10 protein-coding genes, 1 pseudogene and 1 riboswitch are annotated in these 11,666 nt (G+C 74.4%); of the genes and pseudogenes, 5 read left to right on the forward strand and 6 right to left on the reverse strand.

Features of this window, described 5'->3' with window-relative positions; all coding sequences use genetic code 11:
- Window positions 1-94: 94 nt before the first annotated feature.
- From ACFVYK_RS25790 to ACFVYK_RS25800, 3 genes are all read right to left on the reverse strand, one after another.
- Window positions 95-931 (reverse strand): chitosanase, encoded by an 837-nt coding sequence (locus tag ACFVYK_RS25790; protein ID WP_389778092.1) that lies wholly within the window; start codon window positions 929-931, stop codon window positions 95-97.
- A 175-nt stretch (window positions 932-1,106) separates the two neighbouring features.
- On the reverse strand, window positions 1,107-1,436 hold the full coding sequence (locus ACFVYK_RS25795; RefSeq protein WP_389778094.1) for a hypothetical protein: 330 nt from the start codon (window positions 1,434-1,436) through the stop codon (window positions 1,107-1,109).
- A gap of 74 nt (window positions 1,437-1,510) precedes the next feature.
- On the reverse strand, window positions 1,511-1,783 hold the full coding sequence (locus ACFVYK_RS25800; RefSeq protein WP_389778096.1) for a hypothetical protein: 273 nt from the start codon (window positions 1,781-1,783) through the stop codon (window positions 1,511-1,513).
- Between the two features lie 303 nt (window positions 1,784-2,086).
- Between ACFVYK_RS25800 and ACFVYK_RS25805 the strand changes: the two genes are divergently transcribed.
- Window positions 2,087-2,728: a hypothetical protein gene (locus ACFVYK_RS25805; RefSeq protein ID WP_389778098.1), complete on the forward strand. Its 642-nt coding sequence runs from the start codon at window positions 2,087-2,089 to the stop codon at window positions 2,726-2,728.
- Between the two features lie 83 nt (window positions 2,729-2,811).
- Here ACFVYK_RS25805 and ACFVYK_RS25810 read toward each other — a convergent pair.
- Together ACFVYK_RS25810 and ACFVYK_RS25815 are read right to left on the reverse strand one after the other, a co-directional pair.
- Window positions 2,812-3,323 (reverse strand): annotated as a pseudogene (locus ACFVYK_RS25810) (iron chelate uptake ABC transporter family permease subunit); the annotation flags it as partial.
- 43 nt (window positions 3,324-3,366) lie between these two features.
- Window positions 3,367-3,449, reverse strand: a riboswitch (cobalamin riboswitch).
- Between the two features lie 144 nt (window positions 3,450-3,593).
- Window positions 3,594-5,864: a M4 family metallopeptidase gene (locus ACFVYK_RS25815; protein ID WP_389778100.1), complete on the reverse strand. Its 2,271-nt coding sequence runs from the start codon at window positions 5,862-5,864 to the stop codon at window positions 3,594-3,596.
- A 408-nt stretch (window positions 5,865-6,272) separates the two neighbouring features.
- Between ACFVYK_RS25815 and ACFVYK_RS25820 the strand changes: the two genes are divergently transcribed.
- Window positions 6,273-8,237, forward strand: a complete 1,965-nt coding sequence (locus ACFVYK_RS25820) for an NAD-binding lipoprotein (protein WP_389778101.1) — start codon at window positions 6,273-6,275, stop codon at window positions 8,235-8,237.
- Between the two features lie 154 nt (window positions 8,238-8,391).
- On the forward strand, window positions 8,392-8,859 hold the full coding sequence (locus ACFVYK_RS25825; RefSeq protein ID WP_389778103.1) for a hypothetical protein: 468 nt from the start codon (window positions 8,392-8,394) through the stop codon (window positions 8,857-8,859).
- 126 nt (window positions 8,860-8,985) lie between these two features.
- On the opposite strand, the gene ACFVYK_RS25830 is transcribed toward ACFVYK_RS25825, so the two are convergent.
- Entirely contained in the window at window positions 8,986-9,438 is a 453-nt protein-coding gene (locus tag ACFVYK_RS25830) for a flavodoxin family protein (protein WP_389778105.1), read from the reverse strand.
- 199 nt (window positions 9,439-9,637) lie between these two features.
- Here ACFVYK_RS25830 and ACFVYK_RS25835 point away from each other — a divergent pair, with 199 nt between their 5' ends.
- Entirely contained in the window at window positions 9,638-10,219 is a 582-nt protein-coding gene (locus ACFVYK_RS25835) for a hypothetical protein (RefSeq protein ID WP_389778106.1), read from the forward strand.
- Between the two features lie 185 nt (window positions 10,220-10,404).
- Window positions 10,405-11,547 carry a LacI family DNA-binding transcriptional regulator gene (locus ACFVYK_RS25840; protein WP_389778108.1) on the forward strand — a complete coding sequence of 381 codons (1,143 nt, stop codon included), beginning with the start codon at window positions 10,405-10,407 and terminating at the stop codon, window positions 11,545-11,547.
- Window positions 11,548-11,666 lie beyond the last annotated feature (119 nt).

An 11,666-nucleotide genomic window follows, 5' to 3' on the forward strand; every position in this document is an offset into this window, starting at 1 on the left:
GTCCGGCCGGGCGACGGGCGCGCGGCTCGGACGGGGCGACGGCCGGACCAGGGCACGAGACGGCTGCGACCGGCCCGTGTCAGCCGAGCCCGTGTCAGCCGAGGTGGTAGCTGTCCCCGTACACCTTCCAGTCCAGCGGCGGTTCCAGGTCGAAGTTGCCCTTGCGCAGGAAGACGCGCTGGGCGGTGTCGACGCGGCTGGTGTCGCTGTGCGCCTCCTCCTGTTTCATGGCCCAGACCCGGGCGTCGAGGAAGGCGTTCATGTACGCCGACTCGTCCCCGCCCTGGGCCGGCGGCTTCGCCTTGGCGAGCGCACGCTTGCGGATGTTGCGGAAGCTGGTGGGGTCGCTGCCGTCGCCGTGCATGACGATGGCGTCGTAGTAGGCGAACTGCCCGAGGGCGCGCAGGCCGTCGGTCTTGCCCTGGCGGACCGCCGGGTCGAAGTAGACCCGGTCGCGTTCGTCGTTCTGGGCCTGCTGGAACGCGCTGTCCTGGGCGGCCTTGCGCCAGTCCTTCGGGTAGTTCGGGTCGAGGCCCGCGTGCAAGTCGGTGCCGTCGACCGCCCGCAGCGCGGGCAGGTACTTCGCGAGGACGTTGCCGGGCTTGCGGGCGGTGTAGAGCTCCACGAGGTCGAGCATGTCGTGGGTGCCCGAGCAGAAGCCGATGATGCCGGCCGTGTAGCCGCGTCCGTCGCCGATGTCCTCGATGTACTTGTACTGGGCCTTCCAGTCGAGCGAGGAGTTCTCCGCGCTCGACACCAGCTTCATGGCGATCTCCTTCGTCGCCGGGTCGTCGAGTCCCTTCGCGGCGGGGGCCGCCGTCGCCTGCGGGGCGCCGAGGAGCGGGGCGGCCGCCGCGACGCCCGCGAGGGCGAGGAAGAGGCGGCGGGAGGCGGGGGCGGGGCCGTCGCCCGGCCGGGATGTGTGCACCACAGTGGCTCCAGGTGAGGAGTGGGGGGTGGGGTGTTCCTGCGTTGCGACTGACAGGAAAGTTTCCTATCAAGTGCGGGGCGCGGAAGTAACCCTGCCGAAGCCATGTTCGTACGATCGAACAAATGATTCACGCACCGCTGCCGCCCGACCGGCGGGCGGCAGCGGCCGGGAGCGGCTAGAGAAGCTGGAGCAGCACGGAGACCAGGAACCCGGTCAGACCGACGTGGAAGAGGACCAGCCAGATCCACTGCGACACCGACATGCGCCAGGACGAGGCCGCGAGGATCTCCCACTCGCTCACGGCGAAGGCGGCCAGCACCAGGGCGAGCACCTCCCACACCACGAGCCACCAGCTGGAGGGCGTCGACCCTGTGGGGGCGTCGACCGCGGCCGGGACGCGAGTCACGCGCCCCAGCACGATGAGTCCGATGAGGAGCTTGTGCCAGCCGTGACGGGCCGTCGGCGCGGCGGTCGTGCGTGGGGCGGAGGTGGATCCTGTCGACATTCGCACATTTGATCACCCGCACGCGATGGAAGCCATCGTTCCGCCGACCGGACGCTCCGACGGGGGCGCTCGTGTCAGGGAACGCCCGGGGCGTCGCCCCGCCAGTCGAGGCGGCCGCCGTCGCTCTCGCGACGCGCGTACAGGGCGCGGCCGCCCGGCCCGTAGCGGCCTATCTCCGTGGTGAGCGCCACCTCGCGCAGCTCCTGCTCCGTGCGGTCCGTGACGTCCAGCAGCAGCCCGTCCAGCGGGCCGCCCACCAGCTGGGCGTACGCGCGGTCCGAGCGGGGGCCCGCGTCCTCGTGGTCGGCTCCGTAGACCCGGCCCCGCAAGAACTCAACCTCGTCCATGACCGGCAGCTTGCCACCCGCCACTGACAACGGTCGGCCCGACCGGGGGGCTTCGGGGCCGGACGACTGGGCGCTCTCCGGCCAAGGTGTGGCGGAAAAGCGGCTTTCGGGCACAATCCGCCGACGAGCCGGGTATCGACCCCTTACACATCGTGGTGCGTGGGGTGGGGGCCGACCCTGATGGCACGGACACGGACACGGGCACGGAAGCGGGAGCGGGAGCGGGCGCGGGCACGGGCACGGAAGCCGGAGCGGGCCCGGGCGCGGGCCGGCGAGTCGGCGTGTGCGCGCCGCCGTCGGACCGTGCGGGAGCTGCGTGCGTCCGGCCGCTACGGGCCACGGCTGCGTGAGGTGTTGCCCGCCTTGGTCCTCCTGCTCGCCGTCACCGGCGCGGGGCTCGCGGGACTGGCGCTGCTCTTCCGTGCCGCCGGCTGGCCGGCCGGTGCGCCGGCCCTGGCGCCGCTCGCCGTCGTGGGCGCCGTCGTACGCCGTCGCTCGCGTCGGCCGGCCCGGCTGCGGGGCGGGTACTACACGGCCCAGGAGTTGGCGGAGCTGGACATGCCCGCGCTGGTGCTCGCCGTGGCGCGGATGCTCCGGCGGGACGGCTGGCGGGTGTCGTCGCCCGCTCGGCACGACGCCCTCCACCTCGCCGCCCGCGACCACCGGGGACGGCGGCTCGACGTGGCGTTCCGTCCCGTGGCCGAACCGCTGCCCGACGAGGAGGCGGCCTGCTCCTGCCGGGCACGGCCGCGGTCGACGGGCCGGACCGGTCCCCCGCTGCGACTCGTCGTGCACCGGGGAACGTTCACGCACCGGGACGAGGTGTGGGCGGCGAGGGACGGTCACACGTATCTGATCGACGGCGCCCGGCTGCGCCTGTGGGCGCGCGGCACGCCCCTGGCCCAGCTCACGGCCGTCGCCGCCCCCGCGCCCCGGCGGACGTGAGACCCGTCCGGGCCTGCCTACCGCCCGACCGTGCGCAGGTACGCGCCGAGGCGGGCGACGGCCGACGGGTTGCGGGGGCTCGACCGGACGCCGAGCGCGGCGGACGTCTCGTCGCCCAGGGCGAGCGCGTTGAGCGCCTCCGCGCGCCGCCGCAGCCACGCCCATAGCCCATCGCCAGCATCTGGAACGGCATCCACGGGCCGACCCCGCCCGTGAGTCCCCGAAGAAAAGGTTCTCCGTGTCCGTCTCCGTCATCCGTCGCATCGCCTCCCCGAAGAAGGCCCTCACCGGCAAGCGCCTTGAGCACCGCCGGGCCGACCGGCGACGACCGTGACGGCGGCGATGGGCACCTGCGCACCTGCGCCCGGGTGGCCCCGCCCAGGCTGCCGAGCAGCCACCTCACCGCCGAGCGCGCCGCCTCGCCGCGTGCCGCGCCGAGCACCATCACGGTGGTCACGGCCTCGAAGCCGTACGCCGACGCGGCGCCCACGAGCCGCAGGGGGGTCGGTCCGCGCGGGGAACGGGCCACCGCGTACACCAGCGCCATCGCCGCGAGCGCCGATCCGAACGCCGACACCGACAGCGCCCACAGGCCCGCGGTCCGCGGCGAGCAGTCGAACGGGTCGCGTGCCCACCACGGGCGATCGGGCTCACGCGACGGACCGTCAGGGCGTCGCGCACACCGTTGCGGGTCGGCGCCGGACTCTCACCGGACTTCCCCCGCGGCAGGCCCTGGGAGCCTGACAGACGCGGCACAGCGGCGAGTCGGGCCGGCGCCTCGGGCGAGGCGACGCGGTGCGCGCGGCCGCGCGCACCGCCGCCCGGGCCTCGCGGGGCCCCGGGCGGCGGCATGGTCCGCCGTCGGTCAGGGGGTGAGCTGCCAGCCCTGGATGTAGCCGACGTCGATCGACGCGCGGTCCTGGACGCGCAGTTTCCAGGTGCCGTTGACGGGCTGCGCGGAGGCGTCGACGGTGAAGGTCTGGTCGACGTTGTCGGCGGAGCCGCCTGTGCGGTTGAGCAGGGAGTAGACGGCGCCGTCGGGGCCGACGAGGTCGACGGTCAGGTCGCCGCGGTAGGTGTGGACGATGTCGACGTGGACGGAGGTGGTGGCCGAGGCGTTGCCGTCGCGGCCCGTGATGGTGACCGGGGACTCCACGGCGGCGCCGTTGTCCGGGATGTCGACGCGGGCCCCGTTGGCGTAGATGTGGGCGATCCGCCAGGCGAAGGCGTCCGTGACGGACGCGCCGGTGCTGTCGGTCACCGTGAGGGAGACGTCGCTGCTGCCGACGGTGGTCGGCGTGCCGGAGATCAGTCCGCTCGCGCTGATGCTCAGTCCGTCGGGCAGTCCGGTCGCCTCGTAGGTCAGGCCGGCGCCGGAGTTGGTGGTGTAGGCGTTCACCTGCAGGCTGACCGCCTGGCCGACGCCGCTGGTCTGGTCGGCGATCGGGGCGACGTTGACGCCGAGGGCTATGCGGTCGCCGACGTCGATGGCGGCCCACGCGTCCGCGACGGCGAGGTAGGTGGGGCTGTACGCGCCGAACAGGTCGCCGGCCGCCTGGAGGGTGGCGGTGCGCGCGCCGGCGTAGTCGGTCGACGAGGTCATGTACGTCGTCAGGGCCCGGTACCAGACGGCGGCGGCGTTCTCGACGCCGATGCCGGTGACGGGCCGCCCGTCGGAGGTGGGGCTGTCGTAGGCGACGCCGTTGACCGTCTTGGCGCCGCTGCCCTCGGAGAGCAGGTAGAAGAAGTGGTTCGCGGGGCCCGAGGAGTAGTGGACGTCGAGGCCGCCGAGGGAGGGACTCCAGCTGTCGCGCGAGGAGCCGTCCCGGGAGGGCTTGTCCATGTACCGCAGCGGCGTGCCGTCGCCGTTGATGTCGATCTTCTCGCCGACGAGGTAGTCGCCGGGGTCGGCGGCGAGGTGGGAGTGGAACTCGACGGCGGCGGCGAAGATGTCGGAGGTCGCCTCGTTGAGGCCGCCGGACTCGCCGGAGTAGGTGAGGCCGGCGGTGGCCGCGGTGACGCCGTGGCTCATCTCGTGGGCGGCCACGTCCAGGGCGGTCAGCGGATGGGTGTTGCCCGCGCCGTCGCCGTAGGTCATGCAGAAGCAGCTGTCCTGCCAGAAGGCGTTGACGTAGTTGTTGCCGTAGTGGGCGCGGCTGTAGGCGGCGACGCCGTCGTTGCGGATGCCGTTGCGGCCGAACTCGTCCTTGTAGTAATCCCAGGTGGCCGCGGCGCCGAACGCCACGTCGACGCCGGCGGTCTGACGGTCGGCGGGCAGACCGGTGCCCCAGACATCGTTGTCGTCCGTGAAGAGGGTTCCGGTGCCCGAGGTGCCCTGGTTCAGGTCGTAGGTCCTGTGCCCGGCGCGGTCCGGGTCGGTGAGCTGGTACGTCGATCCCGCCGGGGTGCTGCCGACGGGGACCTCGCCGGCGTACTGGCCGGTGCCGGTCCCGGTGTGGACCTTCTCGGCGGCCAGGATCCGCTTGCCCGTCGTCGCGTCGGTGACCACCTGGAGCTCGCTGGGCGTGCCGTCGTCCTGGACGCCGGTGACGACGGTCTCCCAGGCCAGCACGGGGTTGCCCGCTGCGGCCCAGACGACGAGGCGGGGCGCGCGTCCGGCCGAGGCGCCGGTGACGTCGGCGCCCTTCGCGGCGGCGAGCGCCTGGCCGGCCGCGTTCGACGCCGAGAGCTTCGGAGCGAGGGAGGCGACCTTGACGGTGGCCTCGGTCGCCCGGGACACGGTGGTCCGGCCGCCGGCGGAGTGGACGACCAGGTCGCCGCCGAGCACCGGAAGTCCGGCGTAGGTGCGCTCGTAGCGGGTGTGGGTGGCGCCGTCGGCGTCCCGGAGGACGTCCTTGACGAGGAGCTTCTCCTGCGCGCCGAGGGCGAGCCGCTGGGCTGTGGCGCCGGCGGCGGTCTGCGCCGCCTTGACGAGTGAGGCCCGGCGGGCGGGCGACAAGGGCGTCGCGGCGGCGCCGGCCCGCGGCGTGGCGGTGATCCGGGAGGTGCCGGGATCGGCGGGGGCCGCGCCGGCGGGGGCCGAGGGGGCGCCCAGGGCCAGCAGGGTGCCGATGGCCGTCAACGCGAGGGCGGTGGCGCGTCTGCGCGGGAGAGTGGGGCTGTGTCGCCGGGGCAACGGGTTCTCCTTCTGTGCGACGGTCGGCCCGTGATGGGGACCGAGGTGGGGCGGACCGGCGGGATGGGGCCGGTCCGGAGCGCTGCACGACAGGCGGGTGGAAGGAGGTGGGGGGTGGGTGAACGGAGCGCCGCATGATGCGGGCGTGAAGGAATGGTGAACTTCGGCAGCAGAGTGGCACTCAGTGCACAGTTTTGTCATGGGAATGCCAAGACATCGGCCGGAAATGACCATGGCGGTCTGCGCATTCGGCCTGCTCGGCGCACATTTTCAGCCGCGAGGCCCGGCCCCGTCGCCCCGAAAGGGTGAATGCCGGTGCCCGCACGGCGTGTCGCGGCACGTCGGACAGCACCCTGCGAGTTCGGACGTCGACGGGAAATCATCGGCGGCGGAAGTGCGGGGGGCGTAGTGGAAGGACAGCGGCGGGGGCCGGTTTCGCTGCGCGACCGGTTGCGTTACCGCTTCGACAGCACGCTGGCCCGCAGCACCGGCAGGCTGGTCGCATGGCTCGCCGTGACGTGTCTGGGCATCGTCGTCCCGGCGAGCGCGGCGATGGTGTGGACGGACCCTTCCTCGCCCCGTTCGCTGGCGGGCCGGCTGACCGCGGTCTGGCGGATCAGCGCGGAGACCCTGCGGCTGGGCGCGGTGAGCGGCGCCCCGCTGAGGATGCTGCTGTCCGTGCTGCTGGGTCTGGTGGCGCTGCTGTACGTGTCGACCCTCATCGGGCTGATCACCACCGCGCTCACCGACCGGCTCACCGAACTGCGCCGGGGGCGCTCCACGGTGGTGGAGACGGACCATTCGGTGGTGCTCGGCTGGTCGGAGCAGATCTTCACGGTGGTCGGCGAACTGGTCACGGCGCGCGCCGACCAGCGCTGGGGCGCGGTGGTCGTGCTGGCCGACCGGGACAGGACGGAGATGGAGGAGGCGCTCGCCGCCGTTCTCGGGCCCGCCGGGACCACGCGGCTGATCTGCCGCAGCGGGTCCACGGCCGACCCCGACGCCCTGCGGCTGGTCAGTCCCGGATCGGCGCACTCGGTGCTCGTCCTGCCGGCCGCGCGGGACGCCGAGACGGTGCGGACCCTGCTGGCCCTGCGCGCGGTCCTCGGCACGCACCCGGGCCCGCCCGTGGTCGCCTGTGTCCGCGACGAGCGCCACCGCACCGCGGCCCGGCTGGCCGCGGGCCCGCGGGGCGTCGTGCTGGAGTCCGACCGGACGGCGGCGGGGCTCATCGCGCACTCGGCGCTCCACCCCGGACTCACACCGGCGCTGCGCGAACTCCTCGACTTCGACGGCGACGAGTTCCACCTCGTCGCCGCGCCCGAGCCGGCGGGGCGTCGTTTCGGCGACGTCCTCCTCGACTGCGCGACGGCCGCCGTGGCGGGGGTGGTACGAGCCGACGGCACGCCCGTGCTCAACCCGCCGCCGCACACCGTGCTCGCCGCGGGGGACCGTCTGGTCGTCGTCGCGCCGGACGACGCCGCCGTGCGGTGGGACGACGGCGGACGGCACGTGGACCCGTCGGCGATCTCCGGCGGCGGCTTCGCCGACGAGCCGTCGCGTCTTCTGCTGCTGGGCTGGAACCGCCGGGCGCCACACCTCGTGGACCAGTTGCGCCGCGCCGGACGGCCGGGATCGGTGCTCCACGTCGTCACCGACCCGTGCGAGCAGGCGCCGCCCCTGACGCTGCCGGAGCCGCGCCGGCCCCCGGAACACGCCGACGGCCTCGTCGTGACCTTCGGCGCCGCCGACCCGACCGACCCCGCGTCGCTGCGCGCGCTCGACCCGGCGTCCTACGACCGCGTCATCGTGCTCGGGCCGGCCCACGGGGAGCACGCCGACCGGCCGGACGACCACACGCTGGTCGTCCTGCTGCTCCTGAGGTCGCTGGCCCAGGAGGCCGGAAGGGAGGTGCCGGTGGTCGCGGAACTCGCCGACGAGCGCAACCGGGCCCTGGCCCCGCTCGGACCGGACTCCGAAGCGGTCGTCGGCGGCCGGCTGACGGGACTGCTCATGGCGCAGGTCGCGCAGAACGGCCACCTCGCCGCGGTGTTCGAGGAGCTGTTCGCCGCCGGGGGCAGCGCGCTGCGGCTGCGTCCGGCGCGTCGCTATGTGGCGGCGGAGCGGCCCGCGTCCTTCGCCACCGTCGTGGCGGCCGCGCGCGAGCGCGGGGAGTGCGCGATCGGCTATCGCTGTCGCGACCCCACCGCGCCCGCCGCCCACCGGGTCAGGCTCAACCCCGCCAAGACCGACGCACGGGTCTGGAGCGACGCGGACGGCATCGTCGTGATCGTGACGGACGGCCCGACCGCAGGCGCCGCCGAAGGCGGAGGGCCGCCGACGTGCCACGGCGAGCGGGTGGACGTCCCGTAGCGCTCGTGTCACGGCAGGTCACGGCCGGGACCGCAGATCGCGGCCCTGGGCCGTTCGAGTGGTCCGCGCCCGCGCCTGGTCGTAGCGTCGGGAGAGAACCCCGGCGGGCGCGCGGCACAACGACGCGCGACGGTCCGGACGGGCGGGAGCCGACATGCGACACAAGACGCGAACAGTGGTCACGATCTGTGCGGCGCTGGGCCTCACGGCGACGGTCGGCTCGGCCGCGGCCGCGCCGGCCGCGGCGCCCCCCGCGGCGCGTCCCGCCGCGGTGCGCCAGCCCGCGCCACCGGTGCTGGTCGACTGCTTCGGACACGCTCAGGTGCGCCCCGGGCGCTTCATCCTGGCCTGCGGCGACGGCAACAGCCGTCTCGTGTCCCTGCACTGGTACAGCTGGGGCGCCCGCTCGGCGCGGGCCACGGGGGTCAACGTGGTCAACGACTGCGTGCCCTACTGTGCGGCCGGCCGCTTCCACCGCTACCCCGTCGTGGTCAAACTGGACCGGCCGCAGCAGTGGAAGAAGCGCCCCCATGTGCAGCACTACACCAGGATCACGCTCTTCTACCCGAAGGACAGGCCGGCGCACTTCGGGCGGGTCGTGACGTACCCGTTGGGGAACTGAGCCCGGCCGCCCGGGCGGGTGAGGGCCGACGCCCGGCCGCCCGGGCGGGGTGAGGGCCGACGCCCGGCCGCCCGGGCGGGGTGAGGGCCGACGCCCGGCCGGGACGGGTCAGCCCATGGGACGGGCTCAGTCCATGAGACCGGCCGCCAGGGTCGCCCCCAGCTCCCAGCAGGCCTCCACGTCGCCTCGGGCCGGCTCCCCGGTCACGGTGACCGCATCGGCCGCGCGCCGCCAGCCCAGGCCCGTGGTGACGGTCTCGATGGAGCGCACCGCCCCCGTGACGTCGTTGCCGCCGTGCACGTAGTAGCCGAAGGGCCGGCCGCGGGTGGCGTCGAGGCACGGGTAGTAGATCTGGTCGAAGAAGTGCTTGAGCGCGCCGGACATGTAGCCGAGGTTGGCCGGCGTGCCCAGCAGACAGGCGTCGGCGGCCAGGACGTCGGAGGCGGTCGCGGCGAGGGCCGCGCGCCGCTCGACGCGCACCCCCTCGATCTCCGGCGCCGTCGCGCCCGAGAGGACCGCTTCGAGCAGGGCCTGGCAATGAGGCGAGGGCGTGTGATGAACGATCAGCAGGGTGGCCACGGCACGAAACCCTGCCCGCTTCCGGGGGCCGGCCGCAAGCGACGCCACCGCGCCCGGGGCCGGGGACGGCGTGGCCGATCCGGCGGTGCGACAGGGGCGAGGACCTCCGGACCGCGAACAGGGGGCATGGCACAGGGACATGACGGGTACTCAGAGGCACACGACACTCAGAGGCACACGACACGCAGGGGAGGACGAGGTGCCCACTCGGAGCTCGGCGATCGTGTGCGCGGCCGTGGGCGTGCTGGCCCTGGCCGGCTGTGCCGTGGAGGACGACGGAAAGGCGGCGGAGCCGACGGACGGGGCCACCGCCGCGGTGACGGTCTCGGACGCCCCGCCGTCCGCCTCGCCCGCCCCTTCCTCGCCCGCCCCTTCCTCGCCCTCCGCCTCCCCCACCGCCTCCGTTCCGGCGACGGGGGCGAGCCCCTCGGCGCCTGCCACCGGGCACGACGGCAACCTGGTGGCGATGACGGTCACCGGGGGCTTCGCCGGCGTGAACCGCGAGGTGATCGTGCGCGGCGACGGCACGGTCCGCACCATCGACCGGGGGGCGTCCGGGACGCGCCGCACGAGCGCGGGCCAGCTCACGAGGCTGCGCACGCTGCTCGCGGATCCGGCGCTCGCCGACGTCCCTGCGTTCTCGCTCGACGGTGGGGCCGCCGACACGTTCCGGTACACGCTCCAGTTCGACGGCCGCACCGTCACGACGGACCGCTCCGCGCACGAGCCGGCGCTGGACCGTCTCATCGACGCCCTGGAGAAGCTGCTGCCCGGGAAGTGACCCCGCGCCCTGGCGGCCAGGCCCCCGCGCGCCACGCCGCGGCCCAGATGCGGTCCCACCTCTTGACGGCCGTCTTATGACTGCGTAGACATGTCACCGCGAACATGACTGCGCAGACATGACTGCGCAGTCATGCGGAGGACGTCTGGCACCATCGTTCGGACGCACGGCCACCGGGAGACACCATGACGCGAGGAACAGGACGCAGCGGGAACTCCGCCGCGCCGCGCAGCGTGGACGTGGCCCGGCTGGCCGGCGTCTCGCAGAAGACGGTCTCGCGGGTCTTCAACGACGAGCAGTACGTCTCCGCCGAGGTGCGCCGACGGGTCCTCGAAGCCGCGGAGGAACTCGGCTACCGGCGCAACAACGCCGCCCGGGCCCTCGCCTCCGGACGCACCCGCTCCATCGGCGTGGTCACGCTGGGCACCGCCCTGTACGGCCCCGCCTCCCTGCTCATGGGCATCGAACGGGCCGTGCGGGACACGGGGTACGCGCTGCGGGTCGTCAACACGGTGGAAGGCGACCCCGCGGGCATCGCGGGCGCCGTGGACTCGCTCCTGGACCAGGGCGTCGACGGCATCGTCGTCTCGGAACCGATCGACGAGCAGGCGGCCGGCCGCGACGTCGCGCTGCGCGTCGACGTCCCCGTCCTCGTCCTCGGCGCCCCGTCGCCCGTCGCGGCGCCCACCGTGCTGACGGCCGGCGACGGAGCCGACCTCATGGCCCGGGCAGCCACGGAACACCTGTTGGGGCTGGGCCACGAAACGGTCCACCACCTCGCGGGTCCGCAGGCCTGGTACGCGGCCCGGGACCGGCTGGAAGGCTGGCGGACGACGCTGGCCGCCCACGGCAGGCCGGCGCCGCCGGTCGTGGAGGGCGACTGGTCGGCCGCGTCCGGCTACACCGCCGGCCGCGCCCTGGCCGCGGACGGCGACGTCACCGCCGTGTTCGCCGCCAACGACGACATGGCGATCGGTCTCATCCGCGCGCTGACCGAGGCCGGACGCCGGGTGCCGCACGACGTCAGCGTCGTCGGTTTCGACGACGTCCCGGTCGCCGCCTACGTGACTCCTCCGCTGACCACGGTGCCGCAACGGTTCGACGCCGTGGCGCAGGAGGGACTCAAGCGACTCGTGCACGCCATCGAGAACCCCGACGCGACCCCGTTGCCGGCGAGCGACCCGCCCGTCGACCTCGTCGTCCGCGCCTCGACCGCGCCCCCGCCGAACCGGACGACCCCGGATCGCGGCCGGCCCGCCGCCGCGCGGCCCCGGCGCGCCGCCCCCGTTCCGCCGCTCGCGAACGGAGGCCGCTCGACACCGCGCTGACCAGCCCGACCGGCCCACCGGCCGCCGGTATGCCCACCCTCAGGTCCGCCCTCCTGTCCGCACCCGTGTCCGCGCTGACGGCCCCGCGCGTGATCCGCAGACGAGCCGCTGCACCGTCC

It is taken from the genome of Streptomyces sp. NPDC058291 (genome assembly GCF_042880855.1).
In the GTDB taxonomy this organism is placed as follows: Bacteria; Actinomycetota; Actinomycetes; order Streptomycetales; family Streptomycetaceae; genus Streptomyces.

What these genes read in the sequence shown, in the direction of transcription:
- ACFVYK_RS25795 (WP_389778094.1), bottom strand. Translation starts at nt 1,436, where the DNA reads ATGTCGACAGGATCCACCTCCGCCCCACGCACGACCGCCGCGCCGACG.
- ACFVYK_RS25800 (WP_389778096.1), bottom strand. Translation starts at nt 1,783, where the DNA reads ATGGACGAGGTTGAGTTCTTGCGGGGCCGGGTCTACGGAGCCGACCAC.
- ACFVYK_RS25825 (WP_389778103.1), top strand. Translation starts at nt 8,392, where the DNA reads ATGCGACACAAGACGCGAACAGTGGTCACGATCTGTGCGGCGCTGGGC.
- ACFVYK_RS25840 (WP_389778108.1), top strand. Translation starts at nt 10,405, where the DNA reads ATGACGCGAGGAACAGGACGCAGCGGGAACTCCGCCGCGCCGCGCAGC.